Raw genomic sequence first — 17479 nt, forward strand, 5'->3', positions numbered from 1 at the left:
GCCGGGTTTTTTATTTGCAGCCTTATCGCGTACCGAAGATCGCCGAGCCCACACGGACACTCGTTGCGCCGAATTCCACGGCGGTTTCGAAATCGCCCGACATGCCCATGGAAAGCTTCTCAAGCCCACATTGTTTGGCAAGCTTCGCCAGAAGCGCAAAATGCGGACCTGGATTTTCATCCGCCGGCGGAATGCACATCAGTCCTTCGACCTGCAATTTCAGCTCATTCCGACAAAAGGCGACGAATGCAACTGTCTCACGCGGATCGATGCCCGCCTTTTGCGGCTCTAGCCCGGTATTGACCTGCACATAAAAACGAAGGCTGCGGCCCTGTTTGCCGCATTCCTCGGCAAGCGCGCGGGCGATCTTCTCCCGGTCGACGCTCTGCACCACATCAAACAGCGCCACGGCATCCGCCGCCTTGTTGGACTGCAGCGGGCCAATCAGATGCAACTCGATATCAGGCGTCTTCTCTTTAAGCGCTGGCCACTTGCCCTGCGCCTCCTGCACGCGGTTCTCGCCGAACACGCGCTGGCCCGCATCGATGACCGGCTGGATCGCCTCCGCCTCGAAGGTCTTCGAGACCGCGACGAGGGCAACATCCGCCGCCTTGCGTCCGGATTTTTCCGCAACATCGGCAATGCGCTGCCTGACATCCTCAAGACGTGCTTCGATTTCCATCACAAGACCTTCATTTGAACCATTCGCAACGCTAACTAGACGCCGATTGCCTTGATGCCAAGCGGGTTTAGCACCATTTGAGGCACGCTGGCCAAGATTGAACGCCCGAATGCCCCGCCAAACTTGACGCCCCGGTCGTTTCATGGTGAAGGTCAGCGCAAATTTTTCCCCTCGATACCCGGAATTCTAAACAATGGCCATCGAACGTTACAATCCTCGCGACGCCGAGCCGCGCTGGCAGCAGAAATGGAACGAAGACAAGGTTTTCGTCACCGACAACAGCGATCCGCGCGAGAAGTACTACGTTCTGGAGATGTTTCCCTATCCGTCGGGACGCATCCACATGGGCCATGTCCGCAACTATGCCATGGGCGACGTGGTCGCCCGCTACAAGCGCGCCCGCGGTTTCAACGTCCTGCACCCGATGGGCTGGGACGCCTTCGGCATGCCTGCCGAAAACGCCGCCATGCAGAACAAGGTTCACCCGAAGGACTGGACCTACCAGAACATCGCCACCATGCGCGGCCAGCTGAAATCCATGGGCCTGTCGCTGGACTGGACCCGCGAATTCGCGACCTGCGACGTGGAATATTACCATCGCCAGCAGGCGCTTTTCGTCGATTTCATGGAAAAGGGTCTGGTCTACCGCAAGCAGTCCAAGGTCAACTGGGATCCGGTCGACCATACCGTTCTCGCCAACGAGCAGGTGATCGACGGCCGTGGCTGGCGCTCCGGCGCGCTGGTCGAACAGCGCGAGCTGACGCAATGGTTCTTCCGCATCACCGATTTCAGTCAGGACCTGCTGGACGAGCTGGATACGCTCGACCAATGGCCGGAAAAAGTGCGCCTGATGCAGAAGAACTGGATCGGTCGCTCCGAAGGCCTGTCGCTGCGCTGGCAGACGGTTGCCGACACGGCGCCGGAAGGTTTCTCCGACATCACCGTCTATACGACACGCCCGGACACCCTGTTCGGCGCATCCTTCCTGGCAATCGCCGCCGACCACCCGCTGGCCAAGGAACTGTCCGCGAACAACCCGGCGATTGCCGAGTTCTGCGACGAATGCCGCCGCCATGGCACCTCGCTCGCAGCACTCGAAACGGCTGAAAAGAAGGGTATCGATACCGGCGTCAAGGTCGTGCACCCACTGGACCCCAGCTGGGAGTTGCCGGTCTATGTCGCCAATTTCGTGCTGATGGACTATGGCACCGGCGCGATCTTCGGCTGCCCGTCGGGTGACCAGCGCGATCTGGATTTCGCCCGCAAATACGGCCTGCCGGTCGTGGCCGTCGTCGCGCCTGAAGGCCCCGATGCTGCAAACTTCACCATCGATGATACCGCCTTCACCGATGACGGCGTGATGATCAATTCCGGCTTCCTGAACGGCATGAAGACGGCTGACGCCTTTGAGGCGATGGCGCAGAAGCTTTCTGCGCAGACACTGTGCAACACGCCGCAGGCCGAGCGCAAGGTCAATTTCCGCCTTCGCGACTGGGGCATTTCCCGCCAGCGTTATTGGGGCTGCCCAATCCCGGTCATCCATTGCGAAGTCTGCGGCGTCGTACCGGTCCCGAAAAAGGACCTGCCGGTCAAGCTTCCCGACGACGTGACGTTCGACGTGCCCGGCAACCCGCTGGACCGGCACCCCACCTGGCGTCATGTCTCCTGCCCGCAATGCGGCCATGACGCGCGCCGCGAAACCGACACGATGGATACTTTCGTCGATTCCAGCTGGTATTACACGCGCTTCACCGCGCCGTGGGAAGACGCACCGACCGATCCGAAGGTCGCCAATCACTGGCTGCCGGTCGATCAGTATATCGGCGGCATCGAGCACGCGATCCTGCATCTGCTCTATTCGCGCTTCTTCACCCGTGCCATGCGCGAGACAGGCCATGTCGGCGTCAAGGAACCCTTCAAGGGCTTGTTCACGCAGGGCATGGTGGTGCACGAGACCTATAGCCGCGGCGAAGGCACCGCACGCGAATGGGTGCCGCCGGCCGAACTGAGGATCGAAGAAAACGACGGCACGCGCCGCGCCTTCCTGCTCTCTTCCGGCGAAGAGGTGAAGATCGGCTCCATCGAGAAGATGTCGAAGTCGAAGAAGAACGTGGTCGACCCTGACGATATCATCGCATCCTACGGCGCCGATACCGCCCGCTTCTTCGTGCTATCGGACTCTCCGCCCGATCGCGACGTCATCTGGTCCGAAGCCGGGGTGGAAGGCGCAAACCGATTCGTCCAACGCGTCTGGCGCATCATCGGCGAAGCGGCGGAAGAGCTGAGAACCGTCCAGCCGAAGCCTGCGACCGAAGGCGAAGGACTGGCGGCCTCCAAGGCTGCCCACAAGACGCTGAAGGCTGTTCAGGAAGACCTGGACAAGCTCGCCTTCAACAAGGCCATCGCCCGCATCTACGAACTGGTCAATGCGCTGGCCGGCCCGCTCGCCGATGTTGCTTCTGGCGGCAAGCCTGAGGACGTCAAGGCGGCAGCGCGCGACGCCGTCGAAATCCTCATCCGCATCATTGCCCCCATGACGCCGCATCTGGCGGAAGAATGCTGGTCCGCACTGGGCAATACGGGCCTCGTGGCCCAGACGCCGTGGCCGGCCTTCGTCGCTTCGCTGGTCGAGGAAAACGATGTGGTCATGCCCGTGCAGGTCAACGGCAAGAAGCGTGGCGAATTGACAATCGCGCGCGATGCGGATCAAGATGCGGTCCGAACGGCCGCCCTTGCGCTGGATGCCGTCAAATCCATTCTTGCCGGTGGCGAGCCCAAGAAAGTCATCGTGGTTCCGCAGAGGATTGTGAACATTGTTGTCTGACGTTTTTTCAAGATGGGGCCGCCTCGCGGCAGCAATTTCCGTCGTGACGATGGCTGGTCTTTTGGCAGGCTGCCAGGTGCGCCCGCTCTATGGCGAGGCTTCCGGAACCAAGGAAAGACTGGCAGCCGTCAGCGTCTCCGACGTCGGTGGCAGAGTCGGGCAGGAAGTCCGCAACCAACTGATCTTTCTGATGGCCGGCGGCGCAGGCCAACCGGCCACGGCGCAATATAACGTCAAGATTTCCGTAAGCTCGAGCGCCACGTCAACGGAAGTGCAGAATTACGACCTGACGACCCGCGCGAACAACAATTACGATGGCCCCTACCCGGGTCGAGTCGTGATGAGCGGTCAATATGTGCTGACCCGCGTTTCCGACGGTCAAATCCTGCGCTCCGCACGCCGCAGCGTAACAGCGCAGGTGGATCTGCCACAGCAGGAATTCGCCAAGATCCGGGCAATCCGCGACGCCGAGAACCGTGCGGCCCGGGAACTGGCTGAAATCATCCGCACCGATATCGCCGCCACGCTCGGCCGCTGAGAGCGGCGGCCGTGACGGAGATAAAGTCCCATGAATTTGAGCGCTTCGCCGAAAATCCGGCGGAGCGCTTTCGCGTTTTCGTCCTTTACGGCCCGGATCGCGGTCTCGTGTCGGAACGCGCAGGCGTCATCGCCAAAAAGACCGGTATCGATCCCGATGACGCTTTCGCATCGCTGAAACTGACCGCATCCGATTTGCAGGGCGACCCCGGCCGTCTGCTCGACGAGGTAAATGCCATCGGCCTTTTCGGCGGCGAAAAACTCGTCTGGATCAAAAGTGCTTCGGCCGAAAAGGCGCTGGTGGATGCGCTGCAGATTCTTGCCGAGACACCGCCGGAAGCGAGCTTCCTCATCATCGAAGCAGGCGACATCAAGAAGGGTACGGGACTACGCAAGATCGCAGAACCGGCGCGCTCCATCGCTGCGATTCCCTGTTATGCCGACGATGCGCGCTCATTGAACGCATTGATCGATCAGGAACTCTCCTCCGATAATCTGAGCATTGCGCCAGCCGCACGACAGAGGCTAATCGAATCCCTGGGTGGTGACCGTATCGCCTCGCGCAACGAAATCCGCAAGCTGGCGCTCTATTGCCGCGGAGCCGACGTGGTCGAGGAAGACGATGTGCTGGCGATCATCGGAGACGCCAGCACGGTTTCCGCAGACGATGCCGTAGACGCCATTCTGAAAGGCGACAGAAACGCCTTTTTCCACGCGACGCAGAAGATCGTCTCTTCGAAGACCCCGATCTTTCTTGTGCTCCAGGGGTGCCTCAAGCAACTCCAGTTGCTCGACCAGATGCGGGCCGAAATGGATGAGAAAAAACTGCAGGCCGGTCAGGTCATGCAGACACTTGGACGCCACATCCATTTCCGCAGAAAACCCATCATCGAAAGAGCACTGCGAACCTGGCAGCCAGCGGCAATCGCCCGCGAGATGAACCGTCTGCAGGCCGCCATCCTGCAAAGCCGTCAGCGGCAAAGCCTGGAGGAAAGCGTGGCCCTTCTGACATTGCTGTCGACCACGCTGCAATCCGGCCGCGGCGGATGAGGCCCAGCAAAAAGCCCTCGCGCTGCTGCTGCGAGGGCTTTTTAAATCATGGTTTCGCCGTCAGGCCGTAAAACTCAGTCGCCCTGTCCGGGCTCGGCGGAGAAATAGAGCTCAAGCTTACCTTCGACACCGTCCATTTCCTTGGCTTCCGGCATCGGGTCGCGCTTGATCGTGATATTAGGCCAGATTGCCGCATATTCGGCATTGAGCTTCAGCCACTTGTCGAGACCCGGCTCCGTATCGGGCTTTATGGCTTCGGCGGGACATTCCGGTTCGCACACACCGCAATCGATACATTCATCGGGATTGATCGCGAGGAAATTTTCACCCTCGTAAAAGCAGTCGACGGGGCAGACCTCAACGCAATCGGTATATTTGCAGCGGATGCAATTGTCGGTCACGACATATGTCATGATGAACTCCAGAATATGCAGGCCGGGTCTGTGGGCTTCGGAACACAAGCCGTCGCCCGGAATTCAGACAGGGCAATTTCGCAAGTGACGTAATGCCTTTGCTTACAGATAGCAAGGATAAACAATTCTGAAAAAGGGGTGCGACCCGGAGGTTTATTCTAATCTTTGCTTCCGTCGCTGTCAGACAGAAACCTGTCGAGCGCCCTGCGCTCTTTTTTGGTGGGACGCCCGCTTCCCGGCTGGCGCAACGCCTGCTCGAGAGGTGTCAGCCTGTCGGAAGGTTCCCGTGGCCGCGTCTCGTCGTCATAGAGAAGTCTGGCTTCCTCATAGGGTCCACGCCGTGTTCCGCCGGACTTGACGACGAGCACCTTGTCCATCCGCTCGAAGTCGATCTCCAGCCTGTCGCCCGCCTTCACCACATGGCTGGACTGGCGAATGGCAATGCCGTTGACCTTGACGTGGCCCGACTGAATGTAGCTCTGGGCAAGCGAACGGGATTTTGCCATGCGGGCAAAGAACAGCCACTTGTCCAGACGCTGACGCGTGCTTTCCAGTGGCTGTTCGCTGCTTCCCATAGGCTTACTTCTTCAGCTGCTCCTTGAGAGCAGCGAGCTTTGCGAAAGGCGAATCCGGATCGAGCGGTTTTTCCTTGCGCGGCGGCTTGGCTTCGAAGCGCTGCTGACCCTGCGGCTTTCCGCCACGGTCATTGCGTTCCGGCCGGTCCTTGCGCTCCCCGCGATCATGACGATCATTGTTGCGGTTGTTGCCACGGTCCGGACGGCCGCCATCGCGCTTGCGCTCACCGTCGCCACTGCGATTGGCACTTGCACCGTCACGATTGTCGCGGCGGCCTTCACCGCGACGCTCGCCCTGTTCGCGCGCTCCTTCCCCACGGCCCTGACCACGATTGCCGGGACGACGGTTTTCGCCACGCTGATTTTCGTTGCGACCACCCGGACGCCACAGAAGAACGGGCTTGGGCTCGGCGGCCTCAGCGCTTTCCGGCGCAGCCTCGGCTGCGACAGCCTCTTCGCCTGCAGCCTCCGCAACCGGTGCCTCGACAGCTTCGCCTTCGACAGCAGCCACCGTCTCGGACACCTGTTCTTCGGAAGCCGGCTCGTGTTCCTCGGTCTCGACGCTTTCCTCTTCAGCCGTCGCCGCTTCCGCGGCAGTCGGAGCAGAGGCACCGGCGTGGCTGGCGAGGAAGGCCTGCGCCTCTTCCGCCGTCACCTGATCGGCGCGGTAACCGAGGCCCTTCAGAATTTCTTCCATGTCGTCAAGCGTCGCGCCGAGAATGGAAAGCATGGCGGTCGTCGTCGTGAAACGGCGACCGTCATAGGCGCCTTCCGGACGCGGCTGCTGACCGGGCTTCCACTGCAGCAGCGGGCGGATGAGATCGGCCAGACGCTCGAGAATGTCGATACGCACGGCGCGCTTTCCGAGGAAGCGGAAACCAGCGAGCTTGTAGAACATGCGCTCGAAGCTGGCATCGGTGACGACCGAGGTACGGCCTGCGGCCAGCACCGGAATGAGATCGCCGTAACCCGGCTTGCCGAGACCGTCATTCTTCAAAGCCCAGAGTAGCGTCACAAGCTCCGCCGGGGCGGGCTTGAGAAGCGCAGGCAGGAAAACGTGGTAGGCGCCGAAACGCACGCCGTAACGGCGCATTGAGGCGCGCGCGTCCTGATCCAGAGACTTCACGTCTTCGGCAACGTCGCGGCGGAACAGCACGCCAAGATTTTCCACGAGCTGGAACGCCAGACCCTTCGCCAGACCCTGAAGGTCTTCGGCGCGGGAAATATCGTCCAACGGCTTCAGCACGGTCGCAATCTGATGATTGACGAAACGCTCGACGCGCGCCAGCGCGTGATCACGGGCATTGCCGTTCAGCTGCTCGTCGGCAAGCAGGATCACCCGCGGCTTCATGATGTTGTCGCCAGCAGAAAGGCGGGCAACCGGTTCGCCCAACCAGCGAACCAGACCATCGGAGCTCAAAGCGAGATCGCCATTTCCACTGGCATGCAGACGCGCGGCACGCGCCTCGAATTCGAGCGCAAGCGCCTTCTGCGCCGCAGCCTGCACGGCCTTCTGATCCGGCCCTTCCATTCCCGGCACCGGCGTGAACCGGAACCCGGCCAACTGGCCGACGTGATGACCTTCTACAAAGACATCACCATTTACACTGATTTCAGCTTCAAGCATCGCATTCTCTCTCAGGCGCCTCATGAGCACAGATGTCCTGCGATCAACAAAGCGTTTCGTCAACCTTTCATGTAGCGCATCGGACAATCGATCCTCGATTTCCCGAGTCTTTTCTTGCCAGTGTGTCGGATCGGCAAGCCATCCTGGGCGGTTCGATACATAAGTCCATGTTCTGATCTGCGCAATCCTCGCAGACAAGGTATCGATCTCTCCATCCGTTCGATCGGCACGGCGTACCTGCTCGGCCATGAAATCCTCGTTCACCGCCCCGCGTTTGACGAGGTCGAAATAGAGCGTGGAGATCAGATCCGCATGCTGGGCAGGAGCAATACGGCGATAGTCGGGAAGCGCACACGCCTCCCAGAGTTTTTCCACCCGCGAATCGGTCGTCGTCACATCGATGATCTCGGGATAACGCGACAGATATTCCAGCGCCTGCTGGTCGATTGCCGGCAGGGCGCGCGAAAGTCCCTGGATCGCCGGCGCGGCATCGAGGCTCAGGCGCAGATTGGCGATGGAGGAAAAATCGAAATTTTTCGTCCGCCACTGCAGAACCTTCACCGCATCGAACTGATGGGTTTCGATCCGCTCCACCAGCTCGTCATCGAACGGATCGACACGCCCCGTCACGCCGAATGTGCCATCGCGAAGATGGCGGCCGGCGCGGCCGGCGATCTGGCCGATCTCGCCCGGATTGAGATTGCGGAACTGATAGCCGTCGAATTTGCGGTCCTGCGCGAAGGCAACATGGTCGACATCGAGGTTGAGACCCATGCCGATGGCATCCGTCGCCACGAGATATTCGACATCCCCGGATTGGTAGAGCCCCACCTGCGCATTGCGCGTGCGCGGCGAAAGCGCGCCCAGCACCACAGCCGCACCGCCGCGCTGGCGGCGCACCAGCTCGGCAATGGCATAGACCTCATCGGCGGAAAAGGCGACGATCGCCGTGCGTTGCGGCAGGCGGGTGATCTTCTTCTGACCCGCATAAAAAAGCTGCGACAGGCGCGGGCGTTCCACAACGGTAATTCCCGGCAGCAGTTTTTCGAGGATGGGACGCATCGTGCCCGCGCCGAGCAGCAGCGTTTCCTCCCGCCCGCGCAGATGCAGCACCCGGTCGGTGAAGATGTGCCCGCGTTCGAGATCGCCCGCCAGCTGCACCTCGTCTATCGCGACGAAGGCGGCCGTCGTCTCGCGCGGCATGGCTTCCACCGTGCAGACGGAATATTTGGCTTTGGGCGGTGCGATTTTTTCTTCGCCGGTAATCAGCGCCACATTCGGCGCGCCCACCTTTTCAACGAGACGGGTATAGACCTCCCGCGCCAGAAGACGCAGCGGCAGGCCAATGACACCGCTGCCATGCGCGACCATCCGCTCAATCGCGTAATGGGTCTTGCCAGTATTGGTGGGGCCGAGAACGGCCGTGACACCGCGGCCGCTCAGGATCATGGGGCGAAAATTCAACGTACTATCCGCGAATCGACTTCATCTGCTTGCCGTGCCGCCCGGCATCACCGATACGGGCCGCACGCACCACACATGGCAATGCCCGCCGACAAAGGCAATAGGCCTCACCCGCAAAGTGGCGCAGGGCGACCGGTCGACGGAATTTTCCGTTCAGATTCAAACAGTTGAACGAACAAAAAGAATCCGGCGAAAATGAAATCGATTCGGCTGCGGAACAGTCTGCGAACGAATCGAATACGAATCGCTGACTCGATGGGATTCAGCTTTTGTTCTCCGCAATATCTGGTTGGCCAGGGCGCAGACCATACCAGATTATGAATCCGGATAAGTCCTTGGCCGGATTCGGCTTTACGGTAAAGCAGCCGGGCAGAAAATCCCGGAATCGGCTGTCAAGCGGCAATACCGGAAAAGCCGATCAGAAACATACATGAAGGGTCGGGTCAGAGCGCCTCGCCGGCAAGCAGACGCGGCGCATTAGCATCCGTCGTGCCGGCGGCCTGACCGATGAAATAGGATTTGAGACCCGGCAAACGATCCACCACGCCGAGACCGAAATCACGCATGATGCGGATGGGGCCAATATCGTTGGAGAAAAGCCGGTTCAGCACATCCGTCGTCACGCCCATCCGCAACGTGTCGAAACGCCGCCAGGACTGGTAACGCTCCAGAACGTTGAGCGAGCCGATATCGAGGCCGAGACGGTCGGCCTCGACCACGGTTTCGGCGAGAGCCGCCACGTCCTTGAAGCCAAGATTGAGGCCCTGCCCGGAAATCGGGTGAATGCCGTGGGCCGCATCGCCCGCAAGCGCGAAACGCGGTGCAACGAAAGAGCGCGCCAGCGTCAGACCCAATGGGAAGGCGCGGCGGGGACCGACCGGACGAAGAGGACCGAGTTTGTGACCGAACCGGCGCTCCAGTTCTTCCTCGAACACCAGATCGTCCGAGGCTACCAGCCTGTCGGCATCGGCCGTGCGTTCGGTCCAGACGAGCGAAGAGCGGTTTCCCTTCAGCGGCAGGATGGCGAAGGGCCCCGATGGCAGAAAATGCTCCTCGGCGCAGCCCTCATGCGGCCGCTCATGCTCAACGGTCGTCACGATACCGGACTGATCGTAAGCCCAGTGCACGGTCTTGATACCGGCCATGTCCCTGAGCGCGGAGCGAACGCCGTCACAGGCAATCAGCAATCGCGCTTCGAGCGTCGACCCGTCGGAAAGGCGAATGGCCGTCGACTGGGGGCCCGCGGTAAAATCGGAAACACTGAGACCGTGACGGATTTTTATGCCAAGACGCTCGCACAGGCCTCGCAATGCGCCCACCAGAGCGACGTTCGGAACCATATGGGCAAACGGCCTGCCCTCTTCCACGGCGCCGTCGAAAGTCAGGAACACGGGACGCACCGGATCGGCGGTCTTCGAATCGGTGACGATCATCTTGTGTATCGGTTGCGCTTCCGGCTCGATTTCGTTCCATATGCCGAAAACATCAAGCATCCGGGTGGCTGCCGCAATAATGGCGGAAGCGCGAACGTCCTTCGACCAGACATCCTCGGGAGAGGCCTCAATCACCTGCACATCAAGATGCGGGGCCGCCTGCTTGATTGCGACAGCAACGGAAAGACCGACATATCCGCCGCCTGCCACCACTACGTCCAGCATCGCGCTTCTCCTCAAATCTTGTGCACACATCATCGGCGCACTATAGACCATGTGACGTCTTCCTACAGCCGGAGCAGGCCGAAAAAATGTCGCATCCCTCGCAAACGTCAGACCCGATGGCCAATCTCATCGCCACACTCGATCTTGAGAAGCTGGAAGAGAACCTGTTCCGGGGCGAAAGCCCGCAGATCGGCTGGCAGCGGGTTTTCGGCGGCCAGGTCATCGCGCAGGCCCTGATCGCCGCGCAGAGAACCGTGGATAACGACCGTTTCGTGCATTCGCTGCATGCCTATTTCATGCGCCCCGGCGATCCGCTGGTGCCTATCGTCTACCAGGTGGAGCGCATCCGCGATGGCGCGAGCTTCTGCACACGCCGGGTGGTCGCCATCCAGCATGGCAAGGCTATTTTTTCCATGTCGGCCTCGTTTCAGATTTTTGAGGATGGTTTCGACCATCAGATCAAAATGCCTGACGTGACGCCGCCTGAAAAACTGATGAGCGAGGAGCAGATGCAGGCAGCCTTTCTTGCCAAGGCGCCCGCCTCTATCCGCAAATACTGGAGCAACAAGCGGCCGATAGAGATACGGCCGGTATCGCTGACCCACTATATCTCCAAGGAAAAACTCGAACCGCAACAGGATATCTGGGTTCGCGCCGTCGGCGATGTGCCCGATGATCCGCGCCTGCAATCGGCCATTCTCGCCTATCTGTCGGATATGACCCTGCTCGACACTTCGCTCTACGCCCATGGCACGACCATCTTCGATCCTTCCATTCAGGTGGCGAGCCTCGACCACGCCATGTGGTTCCACCGCCCCTGCCGGCTGGACGACTGGCTGCTCTACACACAGGACAGCCCCAGCGCTTCCGGCGCACGCGGTTTGACCCGTGGCAATATTTTCACCAGACAGGGTGAACTGGTCGCCTCCGTGGCGCAGGAGGGTTTGATCCGCAAAAGGGCAAATGATTAAATAATGTGCTTTTTCTGAAAATCGCACATTTAATAGACGCAAATTTTGGCGACAAATGCCCCTTTTTCAGACGCCTTTCATATAAGTTTTATATTTCAATAAGTTAGATACACACTCAAAACTGGCACGCCCTTTGAATGTATGTCCGCAGTCGCTGTTACTGATCTGCCAGCGGCAGGAGAGTCGGCTCCGTGCCGAGGACAAAACAAAGGATGGGAAACCAGATGAAAATTGTGATGGCCATTATCAAGCCGTTCAAGCTGGATGAAGTGCGCGAAGCGCTCACCGGCGTCGGCATCCAGGGCCTGACCGTGACCGAGGTAAAGGGTTACGGACGCCAGAAGGGGCATACCGAGATTTATCGCGGCACGGAATATGCGGTGAGCTTCCTTCCCAAGCTGAAGATCGAGATCGCAGTTCCATCCGACGTCGTCGACAAGGCTGTCGAAGCGATCGCGTCTGCGGCAAAGACCGGGCAGATCGGTGACGGCAAGATCTTCGTCTACTCTATCGAACAGGCCGTGCGCATCCGTACCGGCGAAACCAACACAGAAGCGCTTTGAAGCACGGCTGACAGGGGAGTTTTCTAGCTATGCAACTCAACAAGTTTTCAACGCTCGGCAAGCTGGGCGCCGCAGCGGCGGCCCTGATGGCTCCGGCCATCGCCTTTGCCCAGGATGCCGCGCCGGCAGCAGCCGCAGCGCCCGTTCCGGAAAAAGCCGACACCGCATTCATGTATGTCGCGACGATCCTCGTGCTTTTCATGATCATTCCGGGCCTGGCCCTGTTTTACGGCGGTCTCGTCCGCACCAAGAACATGCTCTCCGTTCTCATGCAGTGCACGGTCGTCGGCGCAGTCATGATGCTCGTCTGGGTAATCTACGGTTACTCCTTCGCCTTTGGCGGCGGCACCGGCCCCTATTTCGGCGGTTTCGGCAAGCTGTTCCTGTCGGGCGTTTCGCTTGACAGCACCTCGGCAACCTTCTCTGAGGGCGTCGTGATCTACGAATACACCTTCATCGCCTTCCAGATGACCTTCGCGGCCATCACGCCGGCGCTGATCATCGGCGCATTCGCAGAACGCGTCAAATTCTCCGCCGTCATCCTCTTCACCATCCTGTGGGCCACCTTCGTCTATTTCCCGATCGCTCACATGGTCTGGGATGCAAACGGCCTGATCTTCGGCATGGGCGCTCTCGACTTCGCCGGCGGCACCGTGGTTCACATCAATGCCGGTATCGCAGGCCTGATCGGCGCGATCATGGTCGGCAAGCGTACCGGCTTCGGCAAGGACATGATGGCCCCCCATTCGATGACGCTGACCCTCGTCGGTGCGGCCATGCTGTGGTTCGGCTGGTTCGGCTTCAACGCCGGCTCCAACCTCGAAGCATCGGGCGGTGCGGTTCTCGCAACCATGAACACCTTCCTCGCAACCGCAGCCGCCATCGTTTCCTGGTCGCTGGTTGAAAGCTTCACCCGCGGCAAGGCCTCCATGCTGGGCGCCGCTTCGGGCATGATCGCCGGTCTCGTCGCCGTCACCCCCGCCGCCGGCTCCGTCGGCCCTATGGGCGCCATCGTTCTCGGCCTCATCGTCTCGCCGATCTGCTACTTCTTCGTCTCCGTGGTGAAGAACAAGTTCGGTTATGACGACACTGCCGACGTCTTCGGCGTCCACGGCATTGGCGGCATCATCGGCGCGCTCGGCACCGGCATCTTCACCTCGCCGCTGCTTGGCGGCACGGGCAAGGAAGACTTCTCCATCGCCTCGCAGCTCTGGACGCAGTTCGTCGCCGTCGCCATCACCATCGTCTGGTGCGCCATCGTCTCCGCGATCCTCTACAAGATCGTCGACGTGATCGTCGGTCTGCGGGTTCCGGTCGAAGCCGAACGCGAAGGTCTCGACCTCGCAACCCACGGCGAAGCCGCCTACCATTCCTGATATCCGGGAAAAGGGGTTCTCCATCCCCTCTCCCAAAAGAAGGCCCGCTCCGGCGGGCCTTTTTCTTTGCCGTAAATCCGAAGCGCTTCAAAAAACCGCATGGTTAACACGACATTAACCAGCAAGCGGTTAGTTTTCCCTGTCAATCCGGGATCAGGTCTCCTGCCGGATCTTGCCGAAACCATAAAACGACGGGTTCAGGGACATGGGCAGAATGCATTCTCCGACATTCGATGGTCGTCACACGCGCTTCGTGTTGACGGCGTTTTTCGTGCGTCAGATCATGGCTCTCGCCGGTTTCGCTCTGCTGGCCACGATTGCACTGGGCATCGCCGCGCTAGCGACATGGAATGTCGCGGATCCGAGCCTCTCCTACGCGACAGGAAACCAGCCCACCAATCTTCTGGGTTACGGCGGTGCGATTTTCGCCGATATCGTGATGCAGTTCCTCGGGCTTTCCGCAATCATCTCGCTCCTGCCCGTCATCGCCTGGGCGATCGCGCTGATCGCCGGCCGCAAATTCCACCGCATACCCGTTCGCCTCGTGGCCTGGGTCGCAGGCGCCATCGTCTGCGCCGCCTCGCTCGGCTGTTTTCCGGCCCCCGTGACATGGCCGCTGCCGAACGGCATCGGCGGCGTCATCGGTGACATGATCCTGCGTTTTCCCGCTCTTTTCATCGGCGCTTACCCTACCGGCACGATTGCCACGGTACTGGGTGTGATATTTGCGGCGCCTGCCGCATGGCTGATGCTGTTTGCCGCCGGTGTCGTTGGCGGTCTGGATGACGAGCTGGAACGCGAAGAGGCCGCTCCCGTCGCCACCAGCAAGGCCCGTGCCGCCCGTGAGGTCGAAGAGGATGACGAAGACGACGGCGAGGGTTTCTTCGCCAATATGCTCGCCTTCGGCGCACTGGCGCATTACTGGTACATCACCCAGGCGCGCCTGCGCCGCCTGTTCGGCCTGAAGTCTAAATCCCTGCACGATGAATTCGAACATCCTTACGACTTCAACGAATATGAATTCGGCACGCTGAACGAACCGTCGCGCCTCAAGACCGCGATCAACCGTCTCGACCAGCGCGCAGAGCCGTCTTTTGAAGAACGCGCCGCATCGCGTCGCCAGATGTCACCTCCCTCCATCGCGCTCGATCATGACGACGACATGGATGACGAACAACCCTTCGACGCGGATGGACGCCGGCTGCCGAACGGCATTCTCTCCGACGACGAGTCCGACAAGAAATTCACCACTCGACAGGCGCCGGGACGCGGGCAGCCGAGAATAACCGCCCCTTCCGCGCGCCCGAAGCCCAGTGAGCGCGTGACAAGGGAGGCGCAGGCCTCTTTCATCGCCGCAGACGGTTTCCAGCTCCCCACAGTCCATCTTCTGGCAGAGCCGAAGAATGTCGTGCGCGACAATATGCTGAGCGAGGAAGTGCTGGAACAGAATGCCCGCCTTCTGGAAGGCGTTCTCGAGGATTTCGGCGTCAAGGGCGAAATCATTCATGTCCGCCCCGGCCCGGTCGTCACGCTCTACGAACTGGAACCGGCACCCGGCATCAAATCCTCTCGTGTCATCGGCCTTGCCGATGACATCGCCCGCTCCATGAGCGCGATCGCCGCCCGCGTCGCCGTCGTTCCCGGCCGCAATGCCATCGGCATCGAACTGCCGAACCAGACGCGCGAAACCGTGTTCCTCCGGGAACTGATCGGCAGCCGCGATTTCGAAAACAGCAAGGCCAAACTCGCCATGGCCCTCGGCAAGACCATCGGCGGCGAACCCGTCATCGCCGATCTTGCCAAGATGCCGCATCTTCTCGTTGCCGGCACCACCGGTTCGGGCAAGTCGGTCGCCATCAACACCATGATCCTGTCGCTGCTTTACCGCATGTCGCCGGAACAGTGCCGCCTGATCATGATCGACCCGAAAATGCTCGAACTGTCGATCTATGACGGCATTCCGCATCTGCTCTCTCCCGTCGTTACCGATCCGAAAAAGGCCGTTGTGGCGCTGAAATGGACGGTGCGCGAGATGGAAGAGCGCTACAAGAAGATGTCGAAGATCGGCGTGCGCAATATTGACGGCTTCAACAGCCGCGTGCAGCAGGCGCTGGACAAGGGTGAGATACTCACCCGCACGGTGCAGACCGGTTTCGACCGCCAGACCGGCGAGGCGATCTACGAGACGGAAGAATTCGATCTGAAGCCCCTGCCCTATATCGTCGTCATCATCGACGAAATGGCCGACCTGATGATGGTAGCCGGCAAGGACATCGAAGGCGCGGTGCAGCGCCTGGCGCAGATGGCGCGAGCCGCCGGCATCCATGTCATCATGGCGACCCAGCGCCCCTCCGTCGACGTCATCACCGGCACGATCAAGGCAAACTTCCCGACCCGCATCTCCTTCCAGGTGACGTCGAAGATCGACAGCCGCACCATCCTTGGAGAGCAGGGCGCCGAGCAGCTGCTCGGCATGGGCGACATGCTCTATATGGCAGGCGGCGGACGCATCCAGCGCGTGCACGGTCCTTTCGTCTCCGACAACGAGGTGGAAGAGATCGTCGCCTATCTGAAGACACAGGGCACACCGGAATATCTGGAAGCGATTACCGAGGAAGACGACGAGGAAGGCAATGGCGGCGGTCCGGCCGGCGCCGGCAATTTCTCCGATTCCGAGGACCCTTACGATCAGGCCGTGGCCGTCGTGCTTCGCGATGGCAAAGCCTCCACCTCCTATGTGCAGCGGCGTCTCGGCATCGGCTATAACCGCGCCGCCTCGCTGATCGAGCGCATGGAGCAGGAGGGCATTATCGGCCCCGCCAACCACGCCGGAAAACGCGAAATACTCGTACCGACGGAAGCAGACATCATCGAGCGGTAACGTCCGCAACCAAGCGGGGCGAAGAAGCGTTATTCCACGCTTTCAACGTCATGAAGCCGCCGCCTTTTATGCGGACAATCGCTGCGATGAAGGAGAATAGAATGAACGACCTCACCACCGGCGAAACGGCCAACGCAAACACACCGCAAAACGGCGTGACGCGTCGTGGCGTGCTGACGGCATTTTCCATGGCCGCAATCATGGCCGGCCTGTCGCCGCTTGACGCCTTTGCCCAGGCGGCCGGCAACACGGCGACTGCGCAGAAAATCGCCAATCACTTCTCGTCGGTCAAAACCATGATGGGGGAATTCGTCCAGTTCGGCCCGCGCGGTGAACAGACCGGCGGCAAGTTCTACATCGAGCGCCCCGGCAAACTCCGCTTCAACTACGAAGACCCCTCGCCCATGCGGGTCATCGCCGACGGCAAGAACGTCGTCATCGGCAATATGAAGCTCAAGACCTGGGATCTTTATCCGCTTTCCAAGACGCCGCTCAGCCTGCTTCTGTCCGACAAGATCGATCTCGGCAATCAGAAGGTCCGCAACGTCAAGGAAGAATCGGACCTGACCACCATCGTGCTGGGCGACAAGAGCGTCTTCGGCGATTCCACAATTACCCTGATGTTCGATCCGAAGACCTTCGATCTGCGGCAATGGACCACGACCGACGCCCAGAACAAGGACACGACCGTCATGATCTTCAACGTCCAGACCGGCGTGAACCTCGATGAGCGCGTCTTCAACATCAATTACGAGGAAGTTCGCAAAGGCGGCTGAGGCTTCGAGCCCCAAGGAAATTCTTCGAAAGGCGGCCCTGCGGTCGCCTTTTTCATTTTACCGCTAAAATACATTCCCGTTT

13 protein-coding genes are annotated in these 17479 nt (G+C 60.3%); 8 read left to right on the plus strand and 5 right to left on the minus strand.

Annotation, left to right across the window (positions count from 1 at the left end; all coding sequences use genetic code 11):
* Nucleotides 1-22: 22 nt before the first annotated feature.
* Nucleotides 23-682, minus strand: a complete 660-nt coding sequence (locus ACQZ5N_RS08385) for a YggS family pyridoxal phosphate-dependent enzyme (protein WP_162935962.1) — start codon at nucleotides 680-682, stop codon at nucleotides 23-25.
* 193 nt (nucleotides 683-875) lie between these two features.
* On the opposite strand from ACQZ5N_RS08385, the gene leuS reads away from it, so the two are divergent.
* The 3 genes from leuS to holA are packed head-to-tail and all read left to right on the plus strand — an operon-like array spanning nucleotide 876 to nucleotide 5093.
* Nucleotides 876-3506 carry a leucine--tRNA ligase gene (leuS, locus tag ACQZ5N_RS08390; protein ID WP_448732652.1) on the plus strand — a complete coding sequence of 877 codons (2631 nt, stop codon included), beginning with the start codon at nucleotides 876-878 and terminating at the stop codon, nucleotides 3504-3506.
* Entirely contained in the window at nucleotides 3499-4044 is a 546-nt protein-coding gene (gene lptE, locus ACQZ5N_RS08395; protein ID WP_448732653.1) for an LPS assembly lipoprotein LptE, read from the plus strand. The genes leuS and lptE overlap by 8 nt, the downstream gene beginning before the upstream one ends.
* Nucleotides 4045-4055: 11 nt before the next feature.
* A complete protein-coding gene (gene holA / locus ACQZ5N_RS08400; RefSeq protein WP_448732654.1) occupies nucleotides 4056-5093 on the plus strand; it encodes a DNA polymerase III subunit delta in 1038 nt (345 codons plus the stop codon).
* A gap of 74 nt (nucleotides 5094-5167) precedes the next feature.
* On the opposite strand, the gene fdxA is transcribed toward holA, so the two are convergent.
* From fdxA to ACQZ5N_RS08420, 4 genes are all read right to left on the minus strand, one after another.
* The gene (fdxA, locus tag ACQZ5N_RS08405) at nucleotides 5168-5506 is read right to left on the minus strand and encodes a ferredoxin FdxA (protein WP_003520294.1); all 339 of its coding nucleotides are present in this window, start codon (nucleotides 5504-5506) and stop codon (nucleotides 5168-5170) included.
* 158 nt (nucleotides 5507-5664) lie between these two features.
* Nucleotides 5665-6081 (minus strand): RNA-binding S4 domain-containing protein, encoded by a 417-nt coding sequence (locus ACQZ5N_RS08410; RefSeq protein ID WP_448732655.1) that lies wholly within the window; start codon nucleotides 6079-6081, stop codon nucleotides 5665-5667.
* Between the two features lie 4 nt (nucleotides 6082-6085).
* Complete coding sequence (locus ACQZ5N_RS08415; protein WP_448732727.1) at nucleotides 6086-9157, minus strand: helicase-related protein; 3072 nt, start codon at nucleotides 9155-9157, stop codon at nucleotides 6086-6088.
* A 458-nt stretch (nucleotides 9158-9615) separates the two neighbouring features.
* Complete coding sequence (locus ACQZ5N_RS08420) at nucleotides 9616-10941, minus strand: ubiquinone biosynthesis hydroxylase (RefSeq protein WP_448732728.1); 1326 nt, start codon at nucleotides 10939-10941, stop codon at nucleotides 9616-9618.
* Between ACQZ5N_RS08420 and tesB the strand changes: the two genes are divergently transcribed.
* The 5 genes from tesB (at nucleotide 10917) to ACQZ5N_RS08445 (ending at nucleotide 17397) form a co-directional block, all read left to right on the plus strand.
* Nucleotides 10917-11801 (plus strand): acyl-CoA thioesterase II, encoded by an 885-nt coding sequence (gene tesB / locus ACQZ5N_RS08425; protein WP_080852969.1) that lies wholly within the window; start codon nucleotides 10917-10919, stop codon nucleotides 11799-11801. The two genes, ACQZ5N_RS08420 and tesB, sit on opposite strands and share 25 nt — an antisense overlap.
* Before the next feature lie 212 nt (nucleotides 11802-12013).
* Nucleotides 12014-12364, plus strand: coding sequence for a P-II family nitrogen regulator (locus ACQZ5N_RS08430; protein ID WP_004444057.1), 351 nt, complete (start codon nucleotides 12014-12016; stop codon nucleotides 12362-12364).
* Between the two features lie 29 nt (nucleotides 12365-12393).
* The gene (locus ACQZ5N_RS08435) at nucleotides 12394-13740 is read left to right on the plus strand and encodes an ammonium transporter (RefSeq protein WP_020810628.1); all 1347 of its coding nucleotides are present in this window, start codon (nucleotides 12394-12396) and stop codon (nucleotides 13738-13740) included.
* 214 nt (nucleotides 13741-13954) lie between these two features.
* Nucleotides 13955-16621 (plus strand): DNA translocase FtsK, encoded by a 2667-nt coding sequence (locus tag ACQZ5N_RS08440; RefSeq protein ID WP_448732656.1) that lies wholly within the window; start codon nucleotides 13955-13957, stop codon nucleotides 16619-16621.
* A gap of 50 nt (nucleotides 16622-16671) precedes the next feature.
* The gene (locus tag ACQZ5N_RS08445) at nucleotides 16672-17397 is read left to right on the plus strand and encodes an outer membrane lipoprotein carrier protein LolA (RefSeq protein WP_052025744.1); all 726 of its coding nucleotides are present in this window, start codon (nucleotides 16672-16674) and stop codon (nucleotides 17395-17397) included.
* Nucleotides 17398-17479 lie beyond the last annotated feature (82 nt).

It is taken from the genome of Agrobacterium sp. 22-221-1, from assembly GCF_053522445.1.